Here is a 25,794-nt window from a genome sequence, read left to right as displayed (position 1 = left end):
GTGAACGAAAAAAAGCCAACCACCCGCATAAGGTGATTGGCTTTTTTATTTGTTACCCCCCGATCTTCTCTCCATTTTGCTGAATTAATGTTTCATACCAGTAAGAGCTCTTTTTACGAATTCTCTTCAGGTCTTTTAGGTCAAATTCATCGCGATTCACGTAAATGAATCCGTAGCGCTTGGAGCATCCTTGGTGTGTGCTGATTAAGTCGATAGCGGACCACGGGCAGTATCCGAAGACCTCGACGCCGTCTGTGATCGCCCATTTGATTTGTTCGATATGCTTTTCTAAATAGTCAATTCGATAATCATCTTGAATCGATCCATCTTCTTCTAATTTGTCGAAAGCACCCAATCCGTTTTCCGTGATAATAAGAGGCAGCTGATAACGGTCGTAAATCTCACGCATCGTTGATCGGAAGCCGACAGGGTCAATCTCCCAGCCAAACGCATTTTTACTTAGGAACGGGTTGTTGCCGCCTTTGTATATGCCATCTTCACCAGATTTCAAATGCTGGTCTCCGCCGCGCGCAAATTCATCCTTGCCATCTCCTTTACTCGCTTCAACCGTTTGAGATGTGTAGTAGTTAAAGGCAATGAAGTCCGGCTTCGCATTTTTCAAAATATCCATATCTCCCTCTTCAATCACAGGAAGAATGTCTTTTTCTTTCATGTACGCCCAAGCAAGGTTGTTATAACGGCCGAAGACTGCCATATCAAGATACAGCCAGTTGCGGATCGCATTGTAATTCGCCGCAGCAAGTACATCCTCAGGCTTTGGAGAAGCCGGATAAATGAGCGCAATGTTTGGTGCTGGTCCAATTTTCGCTTCAGGCAGCATTTGATGACAAAGCGTCATAGCTTTTGCCTGAGCGACGAGCATATGATGGTTCTGCTGATACAGTTCTTTTTTCGGATTTTCTAAATTTGGATCAAGTGTACCGAGCGCTGATCCATGTAAGATCATCATGTTTTGTTCATTAATGGTCAGCCAATATTTCACCTTCTCGCCATACTCCTGAAATAGAACCTCTGCATACCGTTCAAACGCATCTACTGTCGCACGATTTGACCAACCGCCTTTTACTTGAAGTGCATGAGGCAGATCAAAATGATACATCGTCACGATTGGTTCAATATCATAGCGGCGCAATTCATCGATGAGAGAATGATAGAATTCAATCCCCTTTTGATTGATCTCCCCATCTCCATTTGGAATGATCCGTGTCCATGCAATAGAGAAACGATAAGCCTTCAAACCCATTTCTGCAAACATCTTCACATCCTCTTTATAGCGGTGATAGTGATCGCTTGCGACTTTAAAATCTGTTGTTCCTTCAGGGTAACTTGCTCTCATATCAATGACAGATGGTCCTTTGCCATCCTCGTTCCACGCACCTTCTACTTGATAGGCGGATGTAGATCCGCCCCAGAAAAAGTCCTTTGGAAATGGTGCTAGTGTTGAATATCTCATAGTTTCTTCCTCCTCTTGATTAAACGAGATGTAAAAATGATTGTCCTGGTGTGATTTGTTTCTCTTCTGTTTCTATGATATCGCTAAACTCACCTGAATTGGTAATAATCACTGGTGTTGTGACGGACAGGCCGGAAGCTTGGATGGCTTCAATATCAAACTCCGCAAGCAATTCGCCCTCAGTGATGGTTTGCCCCTGTACGACCTTCGGGGTAAAATGCTGACCGCCTAATTGTACGGTATCCAGTCCAATGTGAATGAGCACTTCTGCTCCGCTTTCAGAAGTAAGACCGTACGCATGACCTGTTGGGAACACCGTTGTCACGACTCCTGATACTGGTGCAAACAGCTTGCCTTCTGATGGAATGATGGCTGCGCCCTTTCCTAGTGCACCAGATGAGAATGCCTTATCCTGTACTTCCTCCAGCTTGATTACCTCACCCTTTAAAGGACTTTTCACATGAGCTGCTTTGACCCCATGTTCGTTTTCCATTGTTGGTGCGGCAACCGGTGCTGGGGTTTCATCTTCATCTACTGGATCCTTAAATCCAATCAAATAAGTCAAGACGATGGATAGAACAAATGAGACCGAGATTCCGATGATGAACCCTGTAAACCCTTGTCCGTAGAAAATCGGAAGTGTCAGTAAACTTGGAAGCCCTGACGCAATCGCAATACTTTGTGAATAACCAATGATCGCACCGCCGACTCCAGCAGAGATAACGGCTGCAATAAATGGTTTTTTCAAACGAAGCGTGACCCCGTATACAGCTGGCTCTGTGATCCCAAACACGGCAGAAACCGCTGTCGATCCAGCCAATGATTTCAGCTTTTTATTCTTTGTTTTCAGCATAACACCGATGGAAGCACCGGCTTGTGAAAATACAGCTGGCGCAGTCGCCGGCTTGATATGATCTTTTCCGTGGACGGCAATATTATTTAAAATCACTGGCACTAGACCCCAGTGGATACCGAAGATCACAAGAACCTGCCATGCCATCGCAATTAAAGCACCTGCAAGTGTAGGACTAAAGGAGAATACTTTCAGCAAGACAGCGGCAATGCCGTTCCCTGCATACACACCAAATGGTCCGAATACAATGAGTGTCAGCGGAACAACCGTGACAAGTAAAATCAGTGGAGTAATAAAGTTTTTGACACTTTCATGAATGACTTTGTTAAAGAAACGTTCGATATATCCCATGACAAACACTGCCAAAATGATTGGAATAACCGTTGATGTATAAGACATTAAGACGACTGGAATACCGAAGAAGGTCACATCTCCGCCGCCTTTTGACAATTCTTGAATGGTTGGGTAAATGAGTGCACCAGCAATCGTCACAGCCACAAATGGATTCGCTTTAAACTTCCTCGCCGAAGTGAATGCGAGCAGTAATGGCAGGAAGTAGAACAAGCTGTCAGACGCAGCAAATAAAATTTGATACGACGTATCTTCAGGTGATAACCATTTTGCATTGATACAGATACCTAGTAGACCTTTTAAAATACCAGCACCTGCCATGACACCGAGAAGTGGTGTAAAAATACCAGAGACAATGTCAACGAATTTTCCGAAAAGGCTTGTGCTCTCTCCACCTGATTTTGCAGATGAAGAAGTGGAATCCTCTAATAAATTTGTAAACTCCCCAATCTCTCGATAAACCTCTGGTACGGTATTGCCAATGACTACTTGAAATTGGCCACCGCTTTCCATAACGGTCACAACGCCATTTAATTTTTCAATGGCTGCTTTGTCTGCTTTTGATCGGTCATTTAATGTGAAGCGAAGTCTTGTAGCGCAATGGACCAGTGAATGAATGTTTTTCTCTGTGCCAATGTGTTTGATAATGTCTTCTGCTAATTGACGATAGCTCATACAAAAATCCCCTTTTTTTCAAAAAAATACGTTTTTGGGCAAAATAAAAACCTAAACGGGCACCAAAAATAGTCGCAACTTGCTATTGCGCTTTTTCAGTGAACGTTTAGGTTTTGCCTGCCGAACAGTCACAATCCTCTAAGACGATCATTGTGAAACCGTATTCTTTTATGTTTATGAGCAAATAGTACCACTCAGCTTTTCTCATGTCAACGCTTTCCTTTGAAAACTACCTTTATTTTTCTCGTTTGATCAATCGATTCAAATGAATGGATAGATACAGCATCTCCTCTGATGTGAGATCTCGGTGATAGGTTTGATAGACGTATTCTGCGATTTTCTTTGCACATTCGTATGCCTTCGGATATTTTACCTTGATCAGCTGATACAAATCCTGATCTTCGCTGACAAGCATTGTTTCGTTTATCAGACGCTGGACGAAAAAGCGTAAATGTGTGAGAAAACGATAAAAGTTGAGTGAGTCTTCATCAAATTCCATATTGAGATGATATTTCACAATGGTGAGGATGGCGTTTACTTCTTTTGTAATATTGACCGTTGTATTCATGTCCTCATTGAGCTCTGCATTAATGATATGCATGGCAATAAAGCCTGCTTCATCCTCAGGCAATTCAATATGAAGACGCTCTCTAATCATCTCAAGACAGTCCTTTGCCACAAGAAATTCATCTTTGTATAAGCGTTTAATCTCCCAAATGAGCGAATTCTCAATGAGATGATTTTTCTTCAGTCGTTCGATGGCGTAATGAATATGGTCTGCAAGCGATACATGCAGACTTTCGTTTAATCTTCGGTTCAGCTTTGTATGTGCATATTGAATCATTTCTTCGGTTACCTTGACCACATCATACGGAACCTCCAGAAGCAGCATTTTCATCCGCTCATGAACGGAATGATCCTCCAGGCGGAAAACTTTATCGATTAACGATTCGTCTACCGGATCCCCAGGCCGCCGCTGGAAGGCGATACCTCTTCCCATGACGACGATTTCTTTTCCTTGTTCATCTATCACACTAATGACATTATTGTTTAGAACTTTTTGTATCTGCAACCCCAAACACCTCCGTCTATGAACCACAATCTTCACTCAAAATATGCTCTCATCTTAACACAACTGTCAAATCACTTGGTGTTTTTATCTGACTTTTGCAATAGATTTCACCATAATTCTACCCCGTCATAGCTGGTCTGATCCTTCAATTGCCTGCATACAATACTCCAAGGAGGTGACCTTCAGTGAAGGCTTTTTTCTGGTCTGCATCATTTTTATTCGTGCTTCTATTCACACTCGTCTTTCTAGGAATCGTGTTTTTGCTTAGTGGACAAGGTATGAATCTGCTTTGGAAGTATGTGCTCATCTCATTTGTCACAGCAGCCGTTTTGCGCGGTGTCACCACTTGGCTGAGGCAACACGTGATGCATCATTTATCAAAATAAAACGGCTGCCCATGATATTCAGGCAGCCGTTCCTTTATTCTTTGGATGATGCGGCTTCTTGCGAAGAAGTACGCAGCTCATCATTGATTTTTTTCGCATCCTCTAGAAATTCTGTTTCAAATCCACTTTTGAGTGCCCACATATAAAATAGCAGAGCAACCACTGTAATAAGAGCCATGTCCCAGCCATAATGAATGACGTTATAGCCGCCGAATTTGTCACTGCCCAGACAGGAAATCGTCATCATCACAAGCAAGTACACGACCATCCAAGCACCCGCCTTGAAGTTGCGGCCGAAGCCTTTCCATTTCGCTTTTGCTTGATAGTAAAAATAGATCGGAAGACCGATTATAATAATGAACAGCACCTGACCTGTTAACGGCCATCTCGCCCAATACAGCGTCAATGACGCAAAGACAAAGCCGAGAGGAGCAATGATGCTGAGTCCTTTTATTCGCAGCGGACGATATAAATCTGTCCCTGTCTTTCTCAGTGTCATGACAGTTACTGGGCCTGTCAGATAAGAAATAAGTGTCGCAACAGATATGATTTCTGCAAGTACACCCCAGCCTCTAAATAAAAACAGAAAGATAAACGATACGGCTAAGTTAAAAAACATCGCTGGACGAGGCACGCCATAAATAGGGTGCAGACGACCAAGTACACTTGGCATGTATTTGTTTTTTTCCATTCCATAAATCATACGGGATGTCGTCGCCGTATACGTAATCCCTGTACCAGAAGGTGATACAAACGCATCTGCATATAAAATCAGAACCAGCCAGTTAATCCCAAGCGCAATGGCAAGGTCGGCAAATGGCGAATTAAAATTCAAATGACCCCATCCATTCACAATCATGGACGGATCGACAGCACCGATAAAGGCGATTTGTAAAAGCACATAAATCACAGTCGCAATCAAAATAGATCCAACAATAGCAATCGGAATGGATCTGCCTGGATTTTTCGCCTCACCCGCCATATTAATCGGGCTTTGGAAGCCATTGAAGGCAAACACAATTCCTGATGTCGCAACAGCTGTCAGCACACTCGCCCAGCCGTTAGGAGCAATACTTGTTCCAGAAGTAAAATTCTCACTATGAAAACCTACGAATAAGAGCGCACCAATTGTTAATCCTGGAATGACAATTTTAAACACGGTAATGAATGTATTCGCTTTTGAAAATAACCCAACGGTCCAATAATTGAGCAGAAAGTAAATCACAAGGAGCACACTGGCGACCATGAGCCCTTCTGTCGTCAACACCCCTTTTGTGACCAAATGGGTTGTCCACTTTGCCCATTCCCAAGGCCATGAGCTCATATACTGGACAGAAGCCACCGCCTCAACCGGAATGACGGAGACAATGGCGATCCAGTTTGCCCAAGCAGCAATAAACCCGATAAAAGAGCCGTGTGAATATTGCGTATATTTCACCATCCCGCCTGCCTCTGGAAACATTGATCCGAGTTCACTATAAGACAAAGCGATAAATAAAATTACGACCATCCCAATCAACCAGGATAAAATAGCAGCAGGGCCGGCAATTTGAGCGGCACGCCAAGCACCGAATAGCCAACCTGAACCAATGATTGAGCCAAGACCTACCATCATTAAAGCGAAAGTTCCCATTCTACGATGTAAATGATTCATGTTCATAACACCTTTCGATTAAATTACAAAGCATGTGCCTAAGTAAGCACCTTTCTTTCATTGCAGCTCACTTTTCATTCAATTGACAAATATTTCTTCAACTGAATCTTTACCCTTGTTCATTTTTTCGCCTGTTTTATTATCTCTCAATTCTCCATTTTCTGAAATAGTCGAACATGCTTATTTCTTAAGAAAGCGCTTTTTCAATGATGCAATCTATTAGACTGAATAACTACCTTTACCCTTATTTTGAAAAAAACAAAACAAAAAAGAAAGAGGAAATGAATCCCTCTTCCTTCTGAGCCCTATCATGAATAGAAAAAAAGGATAAAGGGGGGTTCCCTCTATCCTTGTGAGATCGCTTGTTCTTGTTCAATCACAGCTAGTCTTTCTTGCACTTCTTCTTCAGACAGATTGTGCTGTTTCACATAAAGGTTACGTTCACTCGTACGACATTCATGGCTGCAGCTGCGCATATATTTATGCTCGCTTTCTTCTGTTGCAATCATTTTGCGGTTACATGCAGGATTTGCACAGTTCACATAACGCTCGCAAGGCTCACCAGTGAAGAAATCTTTTCCGACAACCACATGCTCTGTTTGATTTACAGGCACTGTTAAGCGAGTATCAAACACATAGCATTGACCATCCCAAAGCTTCCCTTGAACTTCTGGATCTTTTCCATACGTGACTATTCCGCCGTCAAGCTGAGAGACATCTTCAAAGCCTTCACGCTTTAACCAGCCTGAGAATTTCTCACAGCGTACGCCGCCTGTGCAATACGTCAGGATTTTTTTCCCTTCAAGAATCTCTTTATTGTCACGAATCCACTCCGGTAATTCGCGGAATGTCTCAATATCAGGACGAACTGCCCCTCTAAAGTGGCCGACATCAAACTCGTAATCATTACGTGCATCAATCACAACGGTATCAGGTGATTGCATTTGCTCGTAAAATTCAACCGGGCTAAGATGCTTACCTGTTAATTCTAACGGGTTCACATCATCTTCAAGGCTCAGATTCACTAGTTCATTTCGATGGCGGACGTGCATTTTTTTAAAAGCATGACCGTCTGCTTCGTCAATTTTGATCGGCATAGACGCAAAGCGCGGATCTTCCTTTAATGCTTGCATGTACTTGTCCGTTTGCTCAATGGTACCAGAAACCGTTCCGTTTATGCCTTCTGCTGAGATAAGGATACGACCTAACAAACCAAGCTCCTTACAGAATGCTAGATGCTCTGCTGTAAACGTCTCTGGGTCCTCGATGGGGACATATTGATAGTAAAGTAAGACACGATATTGTTTTTCCATATATATAAACACCTCTTAAATTTAATCAAAACATACCGTTCTTTATCATACAGGAAATACATACCTAAAGGCAATGACAGCGGCTCAATTCCATAAAACGGAAGGGTCTTTCTTCTCATATTTGACAGAACTTTCTGTAAAATGAGATGATTTATCAAATATGATATTGCAAAGGAGCAGAACGCAATGATACAGCCAGAAGATATCGTCAGAAGCGGTCCAAACCAATTTATTTCTCAAAAAGGCATTTATCATGAACTCGATTCACTTGTTTCTCCATCCTTCCGGTCACCCGCTGTCGTGACAGGATATGATTCATTTCATGCTTTTTCACAGTATACAAAGCTTCCGTCTCATTGGTCTGTTGTCCAGCACAAAGGATACAGTTCACCCAATGCAATCACTCGAATTGCAGAAGAACTGAAAGAGGCAGATGTGGTGATTGGGATTGGAGGCGGCACGATTTTAGACACCGCCAAGTCAGTAGCAGAGGCTCTTCAAATTGAAGTGATCATGGTTCCAACCATCCCGGGGACATGTGCTGCATCTACACCGCTTAGCGTCATTTATGATGACAAGGGGAATTTCATGAGAGTCGATTACCATAAACGGTCCAGCTACCTCACGCTCATTGATCATACATTTTTGCTCTCTTCTCCTCTTTCCTACCTTCAAAGTGGGATTGGAGATACGCTGGCCAAATGGTATGAAGCGGAAGCCATTATTCGAAATGCAAAGGATTCCTTGCCGCTCATGGTGCATGCAGCACTAAAACAGGCGGTATACGTGAGGGATATTCTTGTTTCCCATAGCGAAGAAGCTGTCCACAGCTTGCAAACGGGTCAGCTTTCGCAAGCATTTGCAGATGTAACGGATACCATTATTACATTAGCTGGCACGGTCGGCGGCTACGGAGGACGCTACGGAAGAATGGCAGGAGCCCACGCCATCCATAACGGATTGACGTTTATTGAGGAAACGCACCATATGTTACATGGTCAAAAAGTGGCATACGGCATTCTTGTTCAGCTTGCCGCAGAAAATCGAATGGGCGAAGTAGAAGAATTACTTGAGCTTTATGAAACACTCGGATTACCTAGAAATATGCGTGAGCTTGGCATCACAGCTCAGCTAGAAGAAGCCGCAAAAACAGTGGCAAGCCATGCTGCACGTATAGATGAAACTTTTTGCTTGATTGGAGACTATTCCAAAGAGCAAATGGTCGACGCCATTCAAGTCATTGAAACCGTATCAGCCTCGTAAAATCGTTCAATAAAAAGCACAGGCATGCCACCTGTGCTTTTCTTTCGATTAAAAATCAAAGTTATCTGGATCTGGACCTGTGCGCTCATCTTCATTGAGCTGATCGATGACACCCATCTCATGTGCGGACAGCTCGAAATCGAAGACTTGTGTGTTTTCGATGATTCGGCTCTTCGTCACAGATTTTGGAATGGTGATAATGCCATGCTGCAAGTCCCAGCGAAGAATGACTTGAGCCACGGATTTGTCATGTTTTTTCGCAATATCCTGAAGAACAGGATGGTTCAGCAGCTTCCCGCTGCCTAATGGTGACCACGCTTCTACATGAATCCCTTTCTCCTTGCAGTAGTCTCGTAAAGGCTCCTGCGTCAGCTTTGGATGCAGCTCGATTTGATTGACCATTGGCACAACTTCTGCTTCTTCTAATAGATCATCTAGATGGTGCTGATGGAAGTTACACACACCGATGGCTCGAACGCGTCCATCCTTATACAGCTTCTCTAGTGCTTTCCAAGTTTCTTTATATTTGCCTTCAACTGGCCAATGAATTAAATAAAGGTCTAATACATCTAGCCCAAGCTTGTTCATACTTGTTTCAAAGGCTTCAAGTGTTGATTCATAGCCTTGATCACGATTCCACACCTTTGTCGTAATAAACAGATCATCGCGAGAGATACCTGATTGCTGAATGGCTTTGCCTACCCCTTCTTCATTTTGATAGGCTGCTGCTGTATCAATGCTGCGGTAGCCCGCTTCAAGAGCGTCTGTGACTGCATTTACAGCCTCATCCCCATCTTTTACTTGCCATACACCGAAGCCTAGCTTCGGCATTTTTACTCCGTTTGCTAATGTGACTGTATCTGTTAATCCACTCATCAAACAAACCTCCGCTTCATTTTTGCTTACCAAGCACTATACCCGAATTTTCGATTGATCATGCATGAATTTTCGCTTGTGTTATTTGATATATTGTCCTATATCGACTTGATTGGCGTCAACGATTTGGTATTCGCTTGTTTGATCTTTCTTTTTAGAAAAATCATATGTCTCTAAAAAGCTTTGGTCATAAAAAGTCAGACCATAAGTTTCCTTTTCATTCTCGTACACTCTGATCCAATAAGATTCTTTTGAAGCTTTTTTGGCTTCGTTCATTTTCTTTAATTTCACATCTGAAAGTTCCTTCAACAGCTTTTGAATGTCTTCTTTTTTCTTCAAAACAGCACGTTCATTATCATGCTCAATTTGTATGGATGTCACTTTGTTTCGATCAATCGAGACCACATCATCAAAAGAGTATGTTTTGGCATGGATCATAAAATAAATACCCATTCCGATTAAAATAACGACAACTACACCAATGATCCACTTTTTCAACCTAACTCCTCCTTCTATTCACGCCACGCCTATTGAAACACCGAAGTCCAATCATCCTCCTCAGAGAACACTTGAATCCCGTGCTGTTTTAGCAAGGCGGACGTCACACCATCTCCAGCTTTTGTCTTGCCGTTAAACTCTCCCAAGTAAATCAGCTGGCTCCCGCAAGAAGGACTGTACTCTTTTAGCACAACCGCTGTTGCTTTCAGTGACTGAACCTGTTCCAGTGTCGCTTTCGCACCTTTTACATACATCTCTGTGACATCAGTTCCATGAACATCGACAACAGCAGCCTGCCCTCGTAATACATCATGTCCATCTCCACCAATGATTTCTGCCGGAGGTCTTGGCGTAGAAAAGCCGCCAAGCAGTTCAGGACAAACTGTCACAGCCTTTCCTTCCTGCACAAGCTCTTCGATTCGCTGATCTAATCGATGGCTACCATTATACCGGACCTTCAACCCAGCAAGACAAGCGCTGACCACAATCACGTCTGTTCCTCATTTTTATGGATTGAACGTTTTTTACTGACTTTAAAATAAATACATACAGGCAGATAGAAGATCGTGTACCCTAAAAAGGGCAGAGCACAATATAAAGCAGCAGCCCAAATCGACCCTTCAACTCCTTTGATACCAAAAAAGTAAACAAATAATAGCAAGCTGACAAACAATCCCACGAACGGCATGATGGTTGCGGACTTTTTAAAATTTTCCATCATTTCTTTCCCCAAAGAAGCTCCCTCCCTTTTAACATGATCACGAATAACGTCAATATATGTTAATTTTACCATATAAAAAACCGAAATCATCTCGTTTTCTACGATGGTTTCGGTTTTTTTAATCTATATTTTTTCTTTCCATGCCTTCAAAAAGCGCTCAATCACTTGTAATTCATCTTCATGAAACTGCTGGAGAAATTCTAAGTAGGACGCGACAGCTTTCTCATGTAATTCATCATGCAGTGCCGCCAATTGCGTGCCTTTCTCTGTCAATGAATAGTAGACAGATTTTTTATCCCCTTGCCGGTGGCAATAGCCCACCATGCCTTTATCAATTAGTTTTTTCACAGCCTTTGTAATAGCGGGCTTTGATAGTTTCAGTTGTTGAGAAAGAAATGTATTATTTGATTCGTTTGGATTGGCTTGAATCATCGATAAAATGTGAAGCTGTGTGAGTGTCCAATCTTGTTTGAGTGTATCAGTCGTGGTAATCAGTGGATCTGTTGGATCATTCCTTCTCTTTTCTCTATGAATAATCAGATCTTGAATCGCTTTTAATACAATCTGCTCTTTAGTCTCCATCTGAACCTCCACTCTTAACTGGTTAATAAAATGGTACTAATAATTAAGATAGGAGTCAAAAGAAATGTCAGTGTGATAAAAATAATAGGCCATCAGACCTGAAAATGGTATATGTACTTTTCTACTAGATGATCTATGATGTCACAGCTCCTCTTTCTTTTATTTGCTATAATTCATAGGGGATGACATCCAATTTTTGATGAAAAAGGTGAGCTAATGAAAACCGAACAACACATCGCCATTCGCCAATTAGAAGAAAAGATCCACCTGTTTTCTTCAGCTGTGGACGGAACCTTCCTCGCAACGGACGATTTCGTACTATCCAATACTCACATATCGACAGACACATTCAATTTGCTATTACCGACATCAGCGCAAATTAAAGATCCGCAAAAAGTGAAAGCAACCATCGAATACTTGCAGTCACAGAAACTATTATTTAGCACATGGGTGGATCACCGCTTGCTTCATCCTGATTGGACTGATTTGCTGAAGGAATATCAGCTTGAAGAGGTTGAACGCAATACCATCATGATGCTTGAACAGACAGAAGGCATTGACCCAGCTACATCTTCACCACTTACAATCAAAGAAGTACTTGATGACCAGACACTGCTTGATTACAAAAATATCTTTATCGAGCTATTCAAAGAGTCACCGGAGGCTATCGCCTTAGAGAACTATTTCCAGCGTTTTTCGCTTGAAGCTATACAATCACGCGCTCGCATGTTCGTCGGATATGCAGACCACAAACCGGTCACAACAGGCTTATTACTCGAAGCAACCGATAGCTACGGTATTTATGATGTCATCACAAAGGCAGATCACCGCGGAAAGGGACTTGGCAGTGACATGTTTCATTACCTTCTGACCCAGACAGACAACAAACAGAAGCGCGTCCTGTTACAAGCATCGGCGGACGGCAAAAATATTTACCAACGTGCCGGCTTTCAACCAATCGGCGAAATGGTTGTTTTTGAATAGAGTAAAATAGAACATAAAAAAAAGCTGCCTATCATAGGCAGCTACAGATTGTTGACAAAGGGCTAAAATGATTTTTATTTTAGCCCTTTGTCTTCTTTTCAGCGTGATAGAAAACCTTTGAAGTCTAGGAAGGACGAGTACTGGCGCGGAGCGAATTTGACATTCGTGAGCACCAGCACGCAGGACTGACAACGAATGCGAGGGTTTGTCTACACGCTGAAGCTGCCTATCATTAGGCAGCTATTCAGCACGATGCTGACGATCCATATAAAGTGGTGGTCTCTTCAACGAAATCACCGCACAGCTAAACGCAATCAGCACAAACACTGCACCGAATTTCGCCAGATCAACAGATGAACCGGTCATCGTAAACAGGACACCGCCAACTGCTGATCCAATTGAGATACCAATTTGCAACGCCGATGTATTTAAGCTTTGCTGAATATCAGACGTCACAGGATCTGTTTGAATCAAATAGCTCTGCAAGGCAGGCGTTAATGCCCAGCTAAGAGCTCCCCATAGGACAACCATGATCATAAAGAGGACAAACACACCCGCTGTATAAGGAATGATAAACAACACAACCGCAAATGCAATTGTCACCAGCAAAATGGCTTTCCCTGAACCCAGCTTGTCACTAAGCCAACCGCCTAACCCATTCCCGCCAATAGATGCAAGCCCGAAGACCAAATAACAAATACTAATCCAGAACGGGGTCATATGCAGAACTTCCATTAGAAATGGAGTGAAATAAGAATAAAGCATATAATGACCTGCAAGCATAAACAAACTGATCAAGTGTGCACTAAAAATTTTCGGATGCCCTAAAGCACGAATTTGCTCTCTAAGAGGTGTCACTTTTTCAACAGGCATTTTCTCTAATAGGAAATAAATTAGCACCATCGATATCGCTGATAAAATACTGATTCCTAAAAACATCACTCTCCAGCCAAAGCTCTCTGTAATAAAAATACCGATCGGTACACCGAGAACAAGTGAAGAACTAATCCCAATAAAAATCAGACCTAATGCCTTCGCACGATGCGCTGGCTCCACCAACTTAGCAGTGATCGTCAATGATAACACCACCACTAGCGCTGTACTCATTGCGATCAATACCCTAGAGATCATGACAAGAGCAAAGGTCGAACTAAAATATGTGAATACATTCCCTATTGTAAACACCAATAACGCGATTAAATAAAGACGCTTTCGTTCAATTTTAGCTGTGGCAGTCAGCAGCACAGGTGCTGAAATGGCATACACAATGGCAAATACGGTGATAAGCTGCCCAGCTGTCGCAAGAGATACATTCAAATCCTCTGCAAGGCTTGGCAAAATGCCCCCGACCACAAGCTCAACTAATCCAACCGCAAAAGTAGAAACGGCTAATAAATATACTCTCCAGTTCATGTCTAACATCCCTTCTCTATATCATCGCTTTCACTTTTGATACAGGGTGAAGACAAACAAAAAAACCCTGATTACAAAAAAGGAAAGCACGCTTTTGTAATCAGGATTTATCGGATCCTGGTAGAAACCCTCAAACCATATTATTGAGGTTATACAAGTCTATTTTTTTCTTCAAATATAGTAGCATATGCTTACATAACTGGCAAGCTATAAAAATAGGAAATGACTGCAAATTCACGATCAAACAAAGCACTCAGAACAGCATGAAAAGAAACCCCAGTACAACTTGCTTTCTCCTGCATTTACAGGTAAACTGATGAAAAATCAACGAACATTGATCAACGTAGATCTGGAATAGTAGCTTGAATTGACCTTTAACAGAGAGGGAACGGTGCTGAGAAGTTCCTACTGACATCTTCAAGTGAACCTGCCGATTTAGTTCTGTTTCATACAGCGGTTCATACCGTTATCATGATCGAGTGTAAAGCTGTGCTTTAAATTAGGGTGGTACCACCAGGAATGGTCCCTAACTTAAAGCACAGCTTTTTTGCATTTTAAAAGGAGGAATATGCAATGCCAAAGAAACAATTTGTTGAAAAAATCACAAGCATGGAAGACGATTTTGCCCAGTGGTATACAGATGTTGTCACAAAGGCACGCCTCGTCGATTATTCAAGCGTCAGAGGCAGTATGATCATTCAGCCATACGGCTTTAAAATCTGGGAGAATATTCGCGACGAACTTGACCGCCAAATCAAAGAAACAGGGCATGAGAATGTGTATATGCCGCTCTTTATCCCAGAAAGTCTGCTGCAGCAGGAAAAAGACCATATCGAAGGCTTCGCTCCTGAAGTGGCGTGGGTCACACATGGCGGTGAATCCGAATTACAGGAAAGGCTCTGCGTCAGACCAACCTCTGAAGTACTGTTCGCTGAGCATTACAAAAATATCATTCATTCCTACCGTGATTTACCGAAGCTTTATAACCAATGGGCGAATGTCGTTCGCTGGGAAAAGACCACACGTCCATTTCTTAGAACGCTTGAATTCTTATGGCAGGAAGGACACACATGTCATGAGACTGAGCAAGAAGCGATTGAGGAGACAGAAAGAATGCTTCACATTTACGCTTCTCTTTGCGAAGAGCTCCTTGCCATTCCTGTCATTAAAGGGAGAAAAACAGAGAAGGAAAAATTCGCTGGTGCCCGCTTCACCTATACAGTTGAAAGCCTGATGCATGATGGAAAAGCGCTGCAAACGGCCACTTCTCACTTCTTCGGAAACGGATTTGCCAAAGCATTTGGCATTGAATTCTTAAACCGCGAAGGAAAGCTAGAGCATGTCCAGCAAACCTCTTGGGGCTTCACCACAAGAATCATCGGTGCCATGATCATGGTGCACGGCGATGACAGAGGACTCGTCCTTCCGCCAAACATTGCACCAACCCAAGTGCGGATCGTGCCAATCGCCTCTCATAAAGAAGGTGTACTCGATCATGCCTACGAGTTGAAAGAACGACTCGCCCGCATCGCACGTGCTGACATTGATGCAAGCGATAAACAGCCAGGCTGGAAATTCAACGAATGTGAAATGCAGGGCATTCCTCTACGTGTTGAAGTGGGACCAAAGGACATCGAAAAAGGACAGGTGATGCTCGCAAGACGAGACACTGGTGAAAAGCAAGCTGTCACATTAGATGCACTTGAACAAACCATCACATCCACGCTTGAAGATATTCAACGGACGATGTACGAAAAGGCGAAAGAACGATTACATGAAAAAACATCAAGAGCTCACACCATCGAAGACATTGAGCACATTCTTTCAGAAGAAAACCGATTGATTAAAGCCATGTGGTGTGGTGACGAAGCCTGCGAGAACGACATTAAAGAAAGAACAGGGGCGACCTCACGCTGTATCCCATTTGAACAGGAATCTGTCTCTGATACATGTGTCTGCTGCGGAAAGCCTGCATCTGATATGGTTTTCTGGGCAAAAGCTTATTGAGAATAGAAACGAAAGAGAAGCATCCCTCACGATGCTCAGGCTGTCGAGAAAATCTCGACAGCTTTATTTTTTCCCTTAAAGTTTCCATTCCCCCGTTTTATAATAGAGAAAAGCATACTAAAGGAAGGTGTTTTTTCTCATGTTCCACACTAGAAATTCTTCTCAGCACGAAGCCGAATTTGTATTGCTAGATCAACTGGTCGAAGAGGATCACCTGCTTCGTAAAATTGATCAGTACATTGATTTTTCATTTATCGTAGATAAAGTAAAACCGTATTATAGCGAGAATAAAGGTCGTCCTTCTCTTGATCCACTTATTTTGTTCAAAATGATGTTTATCGGATACCTGTACGGTATCCGTTCTGAAAGACAACTTGAAAAAGAAATTTACTATAACATGGCGTATAGATGGTTTTTAGGTTTAAACATCAATGACCCCGTTCCACATCACTCGACCATTAGTTGGAATCGTCGTACTCGATTTAAAGATACAACGATTTTTCAAGATATTTTTGACGAGATTGTGCTTCAAGCCATCAATCACGATATGGTTGGAGGGCGCGTCCTTTTTACTGATTCAACCCATCTTAAAGCGAATGCAAATAAACATAAATATACAAGAAAAACGATCGAACAAGATACTCAGAACTATATGAAAGAATTAGATGTTGAATCACTCATTTTCCTCTTAAAGTAGGCTTGATTTTGCGGTATACCGAAAATTTACATATAGAGCGCATATGTTCGATTTTAGAATAGTTAGACATGTTAAAATATTGTATATAAATGGTTTTATAGGAATTTGAAGGGGGAATATATATGGGTGCTTCTATCACTTATGACGAAGTGGCGATCAAACTGAATGAATGGTATTCAACCATCAAAAAAGATCAAATAACTGATGCAGAATTTTTAAAAGCAGATGTTCAACGACTCTTTGACAGTATGGAAGAAAATCAAACCGTATTATTATATTTTAGTCTGCTGGATTTTCGACATGACTTAATGCTAAGTTACCTCAAACCTAAGTTATCTAGCCGAGAATTAGATGAATATATGGTTCAGATCAATGAGCAGAAACATAAGATTGATCAATCACTTCATGAAGACAAAGATCAAATTGAAAAGATGTTAGATTTTTATTTTTGGTTTTTTAAAGGAATGCACGAATTTAGGAAAAAGCAATTTGACGAGGCGATCAGTTCTTATAAATCTGCTGAAAAAGTTCTCCTGGATATTGAAGACCCTACTGAAAAGGCTGAATTTTACTACAAATTATCAGAAGTGTACTACCACATAGATCAGTATCAAATTTCTGTCATGTATGCACATAAAGCATTGAGTCTATTTACAGAGCAACCATTAATGCAAGAAAAAATAGCCTGGTGTTATTCAGTCATCGCTGGAAATTATCTGTCTAAACTACAATACGCTGATGCACTTACTTACTTTGAAAAATCCCATTCTTTTGCACAGCAGACGAAAAACGAATACCTTATATCCTCTACGATCTTTAACTTAGGCAAGTGTTATTTCCACTTAGAAAAATATACAGATGCCCTGTCCCACTTTGATACTTCTTGTGAACTTTTTGAAAAGAATGAAACATCACATGTTCCAAAAGCCTATTTTAACAAGCTATACACCCTCTTGAAATTAGGACAGGTTGTTCCAGCAGCCGAAACATATGAGAAAGGAGTCTCGGCAGCCCAACAACTGAATGACAAAATTTATGAAGAAGAAATGAAATTTTTATATTGCCTTTATTTTCAATCTAAGACACCAAATGCGATCACAGAGTTAAAACGTTGTCTTGACAATATACAAAGCAAAAATCTTTACGAAGATGTGTACCAACTAGCTTTTGAAGCTGCGCAATACTATAATAAAAGTAGGCAGTTGGAAATTGCTGTCGTTTTTTATGAAAGAGCACTTGAAGCAAAGTCGTTAATTCAAGGAGGGGAATTGTTAAATGTTGAAGAGTAGAATTTTTGTTCCCATCATGCTTGTAACTGTAGCATTAGCGTTACCAATTTTTCATTCTGCTGCTGTCTCACATGAAGTGGCTGACAAAGTGATTACATCGAGTGTAGGGAAAGAAGCTGGAAATACAATATAAGATCAAAGAAACGGTTCTGTGACATCCATTGTCATAGAACCGTTTTTTTAACTAACTGCTTTTGTAAACAACTTAAATCAGTGGTACGATATTGAAAAACATATAATTATTCATTAGGGTTCTTCTTTCAAGGGGGCAAGACAAATGTCTTTCTGGCTACTCACAACCATCCTTACAGTTATTATACTAGGTGTTTCTTTAATCTTTAAAAAAAAGAAGTCATCTTTCCAGTATGGATTTCCATCAGTTTTAATGCTGGTAAGTATCATCTTATTGCTCATAAGCTTTTTTGTGGGAGGATGGGAAGGTTTAGGGTTAGGAGCGATCAGCGTTTCTTTGCTGATTGCGTCAGTTATCGCTTTAATTATTACAAGCATTTTGAGTTATTTTAGTGGTATGAAACAAAAATAAAGCTTATGTTTGTGGACATAAGCTTGTTGATTATGCTTTTTTATAGCGAATATACATGTCTCGAATAATTTTTGTAATTACAGAGGTGCACATGCATAAAAAAGTCACCACCCCTACCCAATACATATTTGACATGTCAAACCCAGTATAGGCAAATATAAAAATGGTTGAAGTTATAAATGTGATAGTTAAAACCACATAAACCTTCTTAAAGATTACATAGCCAATAATCCCCCAAGCTAAATACAATAATGGCAATGTAAATAACACAAGCCTCATGGGTTCAAGATAATGTAAGTTAATTTACTCCACACTCCTCGTCAGTTATTTTACAACTTCCAAGCTTGTCATTTCCCAATCCCTATCAGATTTTAGGGATATCTCTTTAGAGTCTTTGCTTTCAATATTATATTCAATAATTCTGCCAATAACTCCATCCTTATCTCTATCAAACATTCTTACCAATGCATAAATCTTGCCGTCTAAAATCTTGACCTCTTCTAAACGTTCGTCATCTGATTTAAAATTAAGTGGAATTTTTTCAGACGATATCTCTTTGAAGTCTCTGTTAAACATTTTAACTTCTCCTTCATGGGATATTATCGTGATTTTATCTTTATCTACATGAGTCTTGTAGATAGTGAATCCCTTATCCATTACAATTTCTCTTTTCGTATCGAGAGTTTTTTTGTCAAGTATGATTAGAATAGAGTTTTTCTTACTATCAACATCGTCATTCAGAGCAATCATTAATTCTTTATCGTTTAAATTATTTAATGATTCATTGTTTTCAGGATAGAAAACAGAGTCAACGTCTAGTGTCTTTCTTTTATCCTTATGACTTTTTGGGTCTATAGAGGATAATATGATATTTTCATCATTGTTCAAAATGGCATATATTTTTTTATTGTCAAATATAGCTGTCCTCAATTCTCCGTTGAATTTGAGTTGCTCTTTACTTTCACTGTCTTCTTCCCAATAAACTAACTCTCCTGCTAATCCATCTTCTACATAGCCAACGTTTACATCATGTAAAACATAGCCATTCGAATAGTTAATAAAAAATGCTCCCTCGTCTTCTGTAGATTTTGAAAGTGATTTTGTTTGTAGATGTTTTACCTTTCCATTATTCTTATCTATCGATACATGATAATTAGACCTATTAGATGAGAAGTACATATTATTATCACTCTGAGTAGACGAAGTGAATCCCACGCAGTCTTTTAATGACACGCTTGATAGCTTACTCCCTGTATCGTTATAGTTTACTATCTCGCATCCCCTATCCATCATCTTTGAATGAATTACAGCAAATTTACTATCTTTCATATTGCTCAATTCTCCCTTAGAAGGGTCTCCCACAACCTCTTCTTTCTTTGAACATGCTGTACATATTAATGCTATGGCACAAGCTGATAAAAGCAACTTAAAGTATTTCATTCAATCATCTCCTTTTAATTTTAAACAAGCAAAGCAATCGGGGAGAATCCCCGACTGCTTATTAACTTACTTTTTATGATGAAAGACCTTCGTGTTGTTAGAGTTAACTAATTCCATCGGCGACACGACTGAATCTTTTTTATTATGGTCAATATCATGACCTTGATTTTTCCAAGCTCTCCAAGCTAATTGAGAGCAATAGAACTTTTTTGTAGTTTTCTTGTCAAAGAAGTTCAAATTGTATGGCTTCTTCTCTTTAGCTTGTTTCTCGGCATATTTAGCCGCATTAATATATTTCGTGTTATTAGACTTCTTCACCCAAAGCCCATAAACCTTCTTTCTAGCAGCCCATGTATTATTGTATTTTCTGACTCCATGCTGTTTAATTGGACTCCAAAGCTTATGCCAAGATTCTACTGTCTGTTTTTTTTCTTGAGAGACAATTGCGGCATGTCCCAAGCCAATTGCAGAACTGCCTGAATTTAAGTCATAACTAACCAACACATCTCCCTTAGTTCCTAATGCCTTGGACTTTGCATTAACATTCATCTTATCTTTCTCTTCATTGTACTTAGGTAGATACTCATCGATCACTCCATCTTTAATGTATTGATCGATATCTTTCTGCGACTCTTCGAATATAGCTTCTGCTTTTGCTTCCGTAGATACAGAGTCATACTCCTTTTTGCTCATCTCATAAAGCTCATTAATCTGTTCAGAGGTCATTCCCTCTGCTTTCATTTCTTCTATTTCTTGCTTGGCTCTTTCATTGTTCATAGAAGGGTATACCTCTTTCGCTTGCGCATTTCCCTCCAATCCAAACCCAGTGAATAATACAGATGCTGACAACAAGGATGTGACAATAACGTTTCGTTTTTTCATATTATTACCTCCAATTCCTTTTTTAGCATGGTCCACATTTACCATAATAATGGTTAATATGGATCATGTAAACATTACTAGAATTTTAAGGATATTTTAATATCTGATCAATTGACATGTTAAATTTGAGTGAATTTTTACATTAAAAAAGAGACTACTCGTAATAGTCTCCCTTTGAACATAAAGGACGCTTTTTCTTGTCTTGATACCGAAATGTATGAGAAATTAAACATATATCCATTAATCACTGTGATTTCATTGACGATTACATAATTTGAAAAGTAAGAGGTGAATAATTATAACTTTACAAAAAATAACTTTTCTTAAAGATAAAGTGGCGTCCTATAATGAATATCCTTTTTGTGTTCCGGTAATAAAAAATTTAGATGAAATCAAAATCACAAACAATGTAACATTTTTTGTTGGTGAAAACGGATCAGGAAAGTCAACTTTACTAGAGTCTATTGCAGATAGTTGTGGTTTTAATATAAATGGTGGTGGCAGAAATAATTTGTATACTAATAATATAGATGAGACTACACTAGGTTCCCATTTGCGTTTATCTTGGCAACCTAAATTAACAAACGGTTTCTTTTTAAGAGCTGAATCTTTCTATAACTTCGCTGCATATTTAGATACTTTAAATCAAGAAAGCGGTGAAGATGTTTATGCTCCTTACGGAGGTACACCACTGCATAAGCAGTCTCATGGAGAATCCTTTTTATCTTTGTTTAATAATCGTTTTAACGGAAAAAGTGCTCTTTATTTACTTGATGAACCAGAATCTCCACTTTCTCCAGCAAGGCAGTTAGGATTATTGAAGATTATTCATGACCTTTCTACAAAGAGTAACTCTCAATTTATAATAGCTACCCACTCTCCAATTTTGTTAGGATATCCGGAAGCAACCATTTTAAATTTTGATGGAAAGAAAATAGAGGAAATACGCTATGAAATGACTGAGCATTATCAAATTACCAAATATTTTTTAGAAAACCGTACAGCTATGTTAGACCATTTGTTAAATGAAGATTGAATTTTTCAATTATTGCTTTAATTATTACCAGCCTTTTAAGAAATAAACCCCATTCTTAAAATGAGAATGGGGTTTATTTCTATTATACTCGCACTGATGTTGCAGGCTGTTCATCCCTTTTATCTACTCGATCCAGCATCTTGATGACTCGCTTGTAATAGCGCCCCGTTTCCTCTAGCTCTTCCCTTGAAACGTCAATTACTAGGACAGGTTTCTTTTTGTCTTGAGATTCAACCAAGACAATGTCACCTTGTTGTATCTGTCCTCTTAGTCTTTTGGGAATATGCCACTTGAAAGGCCTTGGTTTAACCTTCAATTCACCGTTCCTTCTCCAACAATGGAACGCTGTAATTGTATTTTTTTCATTGGTCATGTACACACACTCCCTCTGCGCTTTTACACTAAGGATAATAGAAATTCACACGCGAAACAAACAAGAATTACGCAAGTAGTTATAAATTTCAATTAATGTTACTATGTTGCAAATGTTAGTCGACATTAAATGATTGCCCAATTGAGCTTTAGGAGGGATTTGTTATTTGTGGGCATTGAGATTCTCATTGTGATCTGTATTTCAAGTTCCACGATCGAAAAGAGATTACAAAACATTGAGAAACAAAACGACATCATCATAGAACTTTTAAAAGCAAATGAGCAATAGAAAATATTCAAAATAAAAAAGCAGGCTAGCTCTCCCTGCTTCTTTTTCGTTCCTCATTTGCTTTAATTAACATTAAAGCGGATACCCCTAGAATGAGTAGTCCTATTTCATACAGATTGATTACTACCTCTACAAACAAATGATTCACCTCATTTCTTTTTCTTTGTGTTACCTATTGTTGCAAAGTCATATTCTACATACGCTTTGGCTTGATTCAAAGTTTCATAACCCTAATCAACAACAAACAATACGGCCGTTCCATCTTCGTATTCACTTAGTTGATGAGATACCCAAGATCCCGCACCTCGATTATCTGCTGGAGATATGTATTCTATATCGGCTCCTGCGCCGCCTTCTTCACACATTGCCATAGGGAACTCGTCTCGGTCATATCCTCTTTTTGTTGGTATGTTTTTCAGTGATTCTTCTCTATTTTCATCGGCACCTTCTCTATCAATCGTGCAGACATCTGAAGCTCCCTTCTTTATAGCATTTTTTATGTGTCGTGCTGTTTCTGGATACTTATCAGCCGGAAACTTCAATTTCACATCATACTGAGCATCCTTCACGGTGCTTCTTTTTTGTTAAAAAGACCCAAACACCCATTGACCTCACCAGCACGATCCCCTATAATTCATATTAATATAATCGGTTTTTAAGACTTTAACTGGAGTGGTGATATATGAAGCGCTGGCCCTCACTGTTTGCCGAACGCTGCCCTAAATGTAAAACAGCATTAGAAGTCTCTAAGTCCAATGCCCTGCAAGGCAAAGTCGTGAAAACATGCCCCAACCTTCATTATCAAAAAGAGTTTCACCCAGCCCTTGAAACATATATCGAGCACGATGATGTCAAATAAAAAAGACCAACACGTTTGCTGGTCCTTTATTTATAATAAATCCAGCCAAATTTTGATCGCTGTCGCTGTAATCATCACAGCAAGTGCCCATTGCAAGTAGACGGCATTGATTTTCTGACCGATCTTAGCACCAATCGGAGCGGCTATTAAACTTGCCAGCATCAGCACAACCGCAGGAAGAAGCATGACTTGACCCGTCAATATCTTTCCAGTTGATGCACCTATCGCAGATAGAAACGTAATCGCAAGTGAGGACGCAATCGTCATCCGGACCGGAATTTTTAAAATAGACAGCATCACCGGTACCAATATAAATGCTCCACCCGCGCCTAGCACCCCGGAAACACTGCCAATCACAAAGGCAATACCTGCCGCAAGTCCTTTATGAAAAGTGACTTCTCCCTCTGCATCTGCACGCTGTCCCTTTTTTGGAATCAGCATGAGGACCACAGCCACAATTGCAAGCAATCCATAGACGAGATTCATCCCATTCTCTGGCATAAAGTGAGAGACATAACTGCCTAATAAGCTGCCCGCCAATATACTGCTCCCCATATATAAAATCAACGACCGATGTAAAAATCCGCTTTTTCGGTAGGCCAATACCCCACCGAGCGTCGAAAAAAGCACTTGAATGGCGCCAATTCCTGATACCTCGTGTGCCGAAAGTGCCATCACACCAACAATTGGCGGGATATAAAGCAGCATAGGATAGTTGATCACAGACCCCCCGATCCCCACCATTCCTGATAAGAAGGAACCAATACCTCCGATGATAAAAAGTGTAATCAAAAACGCAAAATCCACGCTGGTCTCCTCCTTTGCAAAAGGAAAAGGGGATCTTCAGCAGATACCCCTACATCCTTTAGGACCCTTTTCTCACCCAGAACTTCAGCACATGTCCTTCATCCGTCTGCATGATCAATTCATGTCCGCTTGACTTCGCCCATGCTGCTAAGTCAGCTTTAGCCCCTTTATCTGTTGCATGTATTTCTAATACTTGACCCTCCGTCAAGTCATTCATTTTTTTCTTCGTCCGAATAATCGGCATTGGGCATGCAAGCCCTTTGACGTCTAACATTTGATCTGATGTCATTTGATTGTTCCTCTCTTCTTATTTTATTGGACATTACCGAATCGCACAACGGTTTGGACCAATTTCCATTTCACGCTGCGCTTCATCATCTGGACTCAGCTTCCCCATATTGGTTTGACGAATATCTTGATAGGCGTTTGGCTGTGCAGGCAGATTCTTCGTGACCATTTCTCTAAATACGTCTTCATCTTCAATATTCAGTCCATGATTTTCTTCAAATAGAACGCCTAGCTCCTTCCAAACGCTTCCGTCTTCATTGACTTCATCCATGATCATGAAATGCGCTGGTAGCACAATCAATTCTTTCGAAAGTGCTCCATATCGGTCATAAAGTGTTTCTCTCAAATCACCTACCCAGTCCTCCGCCATTCCAGCGAGGTCAGGTCTTCCAATCGAATCCACGAACAAAATATCACCTGAAAGAAGATATTGATGATCCACGATAAAAGATGTTGACCCAATCGTATGCCCCGGTGAGTAAAGGGGATGAATGTCAATGGTAGCCGCTCCAATTGTCATCCGCTGTCCATCTTCAAGCCGTTTATATTCAAAGGTCACCTCTTCTGCATCTTTTGGTGGCAGCCAGTAGTTGGCACCAGTCTGTTCAGCCAGTTTTTTCCCACCAGAAATATGATCTGCATGAAGATGAGTATCGAGCACATGCGTCACAGTGACATCGTGCTTTTTAGCAAAATGGATATAGACATCCGTCATTCTAGCTGCATCTACAATTGCGGCTTCTCCATTTGACATGATCATATAGGACAGGCAGCCTTTGCCCATCCGCACAAATTGATACAACTCTCCACCGCCGCTTAAATCCCCTATCTTCACTGGCTCTAGATGCTCACTCCACGCCTTCATGCCACCTTCTAAATAATGGACCGTTCTACCCGCCTCTGACAGCATCTCCGCGATCATAATAGAGGAGCCTTCCTTGGCACAAACCACCAACACTTCACGATCATGAGGAATGTCATGCAAAATGCCCTCTACTCCTTCAAGGAGATCAAAATAAGGCACATTCATATGAACGATTGCTTCCCCTTCGATCTTCCAATCCTGAACATCCGCTTGATTTCGCACATCTAGCAAAAAGAGCGGTTCCTTGCTCACGATCTTTTTTGTTAACTGCTCTGCGTTCATCGCTGTTACCGTCATGTTTCAT

27 protein-coding genes, 2 pseudogenes and 1 riboswitch are annotated in these 25,794 nt (G+C 40.6%); of the genes and pseudogenes, 10 read left to right on the top strand and 19 right to left on the bottom strand.

Annotation, left to right across the window (positions count from 1 at the left end):
- Positions 1-52: 52 nt before the first annotated feature.
- From MKZ05_RS01470 to MKZ05_RS01460, 3 genes are all read right to left on the bottom strand, one after another.
- A complete protein-coding gene (locus tag MKZ05_RS01470; protein WP_339161074.1) occupies positions 53-1,474 on the bottom strand; it encodes a glycoside hydrolase family 1 protein in 1,422 nt (473 codons plus the stop codon).
- A 19-nt stretch (positions 1,475-1,493) separates the two neighbouring features.
- On the bottom strand, positions 1,494-3,353 hold the full coding sequence (locus tag MKZ05_RS01465) for a beta-glucoside-specific PTS transporter subunit IIABC (RefSeq protein WP_339161070.1): 1,860 nt from the start codon (positions 3,351-3,353) through the stop codon (positions 1,494-1,496).
- A gap of 235 nt (positions 3,354-3,588) precedes the next feature.
- A complete protein-coding gene (locus MKZ05_RS01460) occupies positions 3,589-4,425 on the bottom strand; it encodes a PRD domain-containing protein (RefSeq protein ID WP_003217030.1) in 837 nt (278 codons plus the stop codon).
- Between the two features lie 185 nt (positions 4,426-4,610).
- Here MKZ05_RS01460 and MKZ05_RS01455 point away from each other — a divergent pair, with 185 nt between their 5' ends.
- Positions 4,611-4,811 carry a hypothetical protein gene (locus MKZ05_RS01455; protein WP_050943366.1) on the top strand — a complete coding sequence of 67 codons (201 nt, stop codon included), beginning with the start codon at positions 4,611-4,613 and terminating at the stop codon, positions 4,809-4,811.
- Positions 4,812-4,845: 34 nt separating this feature from the next.
- On the opposite strand, the gene MKZ05_RS01450 is transcribed toward MKZ05_RS01455, so the two are convergent.
- Complete coding sequence (locus tag MKZ05_RS01450; protein ID WP_339161068.1) at positions 4,846-6,465, bottom strand: APC family permease; 1,620 nt, start codon at positions 6,463-6,465, stop codon at positions 4,846-4,848.
- A gap of 344 nt (positions 6,466-6,809) precedes the next feature.
- A complete protein-coding gene (locus MKZ05_RS01445; protein ID WP_003217237.1) occupies positions 6,810-7,778 on the bottom strand; it encodes a rhodanese-related sulfurtransferase in 969 nt (322 codons plus the stop codon).
- Positions 7,779-7,967: 189 nt separating this feature from the next.
- On the opposite strand from MKZ05_RS01445, the gene MKZ05_RS01440 reads away from it, so the two are divergent.
- Positions 7,968-9,041: an iron-containing alcohol dehydrogenase family protein gene (locus MKZ05_RS01440; RefSeq protein WP_226805308.1), complete on the top strand. Its 1,074-nt coding sequence runs from the start codon at positions 7,968-7,970 to the stop codon at positions 9,039-9,041.
- 48 nt (positions 9,042-9,089) lie between these two features.
- On the opposite strand, the gene MKZ05_RS01435 is transcribed toward MKZ05_RS01440, so the two are convergent.
- The 5 genes from MKZ05_RS01435 to MKZ05_RS01415 form a co-directional block, all read right to left on the bottom strand.
- Positions 9,090-9,917 carry an aldo/keto reductase gene (locus MKZ05_RS01435; RefSeq protein WP_012008778.1) on the bottom strand — a complete coding sequence of 276 codons (828 nt, stop codon included), beginning with the start codon at positions 9,915-9,917 and terminating at the stop codon, positions 9,090-9,092.
- Between the two features lie 81 nt (positions 9,918-9,998).
- Positions 9,999-10,415, bottom strand: coding sequence for a DUF5301 domain-containing protein (locus MKZ05_RS01430; RefSeq protein ID WP_212046262.1), 417 nt, complete (start codon positions 10,413-10,415; stop codon positions 9,999-10,001).
- 29 nt (positions 10,416-10,444) lie between these two features.
- Entirely contained in the window at positions 10,445-10,906 is a 462-nt protein-coding gene (locus MKZ05_RS01425; protein WP_050943375.1) for a DUF523 domain-containing protein, read from the bottom strand.
- Entirely contained in the window at positions 10,903-11,148 is a 246-nt protein-coding gene (locus MKZ05_RS01420) for a hypothetical protein (protein ID WP_106032890.1), read from the bottom strand. Before MKZ05_RS01420 ends, MKZ05_RS01425 begins: the two co-directional genes overlap by 4 nt.
- A gap of 111 nt (positions 11,149-11,259) precedes the next feature.
- Positions 11,260-11,718 (bottom strand): MarR family transcriptional regulator, encoded by a 459-nt coding sequence (locus tag MKZ05_RS01415; protein ID WP_050943378.1) that lies wholly within the window; start codon positions 11,716-11,718, stop codon positions 11,260-11,262.
- A 216-nt stretch (positions 11,719-11,934) separates the two neighbouring features.
- Between MKZ05_RS01415 and MKZ05_RS01410 the strand changes: the two genes are divergently transcribed.
- On the top strand, positions 11,935-12,702 hold the full coding sequence (locus tag MKZ05_RS01410) for a GNAT family N-acetyltransferase (protein WP_339161064.1): 768 nt from the start codon (positions 11,935-11,937) through the stop codon (positions 12,700-12,702).
- A gap of 240 nt (positions 12,703-12,942) precedes the next feature.
- Here the strand turns inward: MKZ05_RS01410 and MKZ05_RS01405 are convergent, their stop codons facing one another.
- On the bottom strand, positions 12,943-14,115 hold the full coding sequence (locus tag MKZ05_RS01405) for an MFS transporter (RefSeq protein ID WP_003217034.1): 1,173 nt from the start codon (positions 14,113-14,115) through the stop codon (positions 12,943-12,945).
- A 77-nt stretch (positions 14,116-14,192) separates the two neighbouring features.
- Positions 14,193-14,292: riboswitch (purine riboswitch) on the bottom strand.
- 396 nt (positions 14,293-14,688) lie between these two features.
- Here MKZ05_RS01405 and proS point away from each other — a divergent pair.
- From proS to MKZ05_RS01380, 5 genes and pseudogenes are all read left to right on the top strand, one after another.
- Positions 14,689-16,122 (top strand): proline--tRNA ligase, encoded by a 1,434-nt coding sequence (proS, locus tag MKZ05_RS01400; RefSeq protein WP_339161061.1) that lies wholly within the window; start codon positions 14,689-14,691, stop codon positions 16,120-16,122.
- Between the two features lie 139 nt (positions 16,123-16,261).
- Positions 16,262-16,789, top strand: a pseudogene (locus MKZ05_RS01395) (transposase); the annotation flags it as partial.
- A gap of 152 nt (positions 16,790-16,941) precedes the next feature.
- Positions 16,942-18,108, top strand: a complete 1,167-nt coding sequence (locus MKZ05_RS01390) for a Rap family tetratricopeptide repeat protein (protein WP_212046263.1) — start codon at positions 16,942-16,944, stop codon at positions 18,106-18,108.
- Complete coding sequence (locus MKZ05_RS01385) at positions 18,095-18,241, top strand: hypothetical protein (RefSeq protein ID WP_170965961.1); 147 nt, start codon at positions 18,095-18,097, stop codon at positions 18,239-18,241. The genes MKZ05_RS01390 and MKZ05_RS01385 overlap by 14 nt, the downstream gene beginning before the upstream one ends.
- 144 nt (positions 18,242-18,385) lie before the next feature.
- Positions 18,386-18,652 carry a YesK family protein gene (locus tag MKZ05_RS01380; protein WP_144523908.1) on the top strand — a complete coding sequence of 89 codons (267 nt, stop codon included), beginning with the start codon at positions 18,386-18,388 and terminating at the stop codon, positions 18,650-18,652.
- A gap of 30 nt (positions 18,653-18,682) precedes the next feature.
- Here MKZ05_RS01380 and MKZ05_RS01375 read toward each other — a convergent pair whose 3' ends face one another.
- The 3 genes from MKZ05_RS01375 to MKZ05_RS01365 form a co-directional block, all read right to left on the bottom strand.
- Complete coding sequence (locus tag MKZ05_RS01375) at positions 18,683-18,931, bottom strand: DUF2651 family protein (RefSeq protein ID WP_144472471.1); 249 nt, start codon at positions 18,929-18,931, stop codon at positions 18,683-18,685.
- Between the two features lie 45 nt (positions 18,932-18,976).
- Complete coding sequence (locus MKZ05_RS01370; protein ID WP_003217125.1) at positions 18,977-20,092, bottom strand: hypothetical protein; 1,116 nt, start codon at positions 20,090-20,092, stop codon at positions 18,977-18,979.
- A gap of 66 nt (positions 20,093-20,158) precedes the next feature.
- Positions 20,159-20,974, bottom strand: coding sequence for a hypothetical protein (locus tag MKZ05_RS01365; protein WP_003217246.1), 816 nt, complete (start codon positions 20,972-20,974; stop codon positions 20,159-20,161).
- A 298-nt stretch (positions 20,975-21,272) separates the two neighbouring features.
- Between MKZ05_RS01365 and MKZ05_RS01360 the strand changes: the two genes are divergently transcribed.
- On the top strand, positions 21,273-22,010 hold the full coding sequence (locus tag MKZ05_RS01360) for an AAA family ATPase (RefSeq protein WP_339162327.1): 738 nt from the start codon (positions 21,273-21,275) through the stop codon (positions 22,008-22,010).
- Between the two features lie 82 nt (positions 22,011-22,092).
- Here the strand turns inward: MKZ05_RS01360 and MKZ05_RS01355 are convergent, their stop codons facing one another.
- Together MKZ05_RS01355 and MKZ05_RS01350 are read right to left on the bottom strand one after the other, a co-directional pair.
- Positions 22,093-22,383 carry a DUF5839 family protein gene (locus tag MKZ05_RS01355; RefSeq protein WP_034620732.1) on the bottom strand — a complete coding sequence of 97 codons (291 nt, stop codon included), beginning with the start codon at positions 22,381-22,383 and terminating at the stop codon, positions 22,093-22,095.
- A gap of 518 nt (positions 22,384-22,901) precedes the next feature.
- A pseudogene (locus MKZ05_RS01350) lies at positions 22,902-23,204 on the bottom strand (NucA/NucB deoxyribonuclease domain-containing protein); the annotation flags it as partial.
- 149 nt (positions 23,205-23,353) lie between these two features.
- Between MKZ05_RS01350 and MKZ05_RS01345 the strand changes: the two are divergent.
- The gene (locus MKZ05_RS01345; protein ID WP_003216908.1) at positions 23,354-23,530 is read left to right on the top strand and encodes a hypothetical protein; all 177 of its coding nucleotides are present in this window, start codon (positions 23,354-23,356) and stop codon (positions 23,528-23,530) included.
- A 30-nt stretch (positions 23,531-23,560) separates the two neighbouring features.
- On the opposite strand, the gene MKZ05_RS01340 is transcribed toward MKZ05_RS01345, so the two are convergent.
- Genes MKZ05_RS01340 through MKZ05_RS01330 form a run of 3 tightly spaced genes read right to left on the bottom strand, consistent with a single transcriptional unit; the run spans position 23,561 to position 25,787 of the window.
- Complete coding sequence (locus tag MKZ05_RS01340) at positions 23,561-24,337, bottom strand: sulfite exporter TauE/SafE family protein (protein ID WP_339161056.1); 777 nt, start codon at positions 24,335-24,337, stop codon at positions 23,561-23,563.
- 58 nt (positions 24,338-24,395) lie between these two features.
- Positions 24,396-24,626 carry a sulfurtransferase TusA family protein gene (locus MKZ05_RS01335; RefSeq protein ID WP_284905863.1) on the bottom strand — a complete coding sequence of 77 codons (231 nt, stop codon included), beginning with the start codon at positions 24,624-24,626 and terminating at the stop codon, positions 24,396-24,398.
- Positions 24,627-24,659: 33 nt separating this feature from the next.
- On the bottom strand, positions 24,660-25,787 hold the full coding sequence (locus MKZ05_RS01330) for an MBL fold metallo-hydrolase (RefSeq protein WP_339161054.1): 1,128 nt from the start codon (positions 25,785-25,787) through the stop codon (positions 24,660-24,662).
- Between the last annotated feature and the right edge of the window lie 7 nt (positions 25,788-25,794).

It is taken from the genome of Bacillus sp. FSL M8-0277, from assembly GCF_037975305.1.
Lineage (GTDB): Bacteria > Bacillota > Bacilli > Bacillales > Bacillaceae > Bacillus > Bacillus pumilus.
Note: the sequence above shows the minus strand (reverse complement) of the source record. Positions and strands in the feature narration are given on the sequence as shown.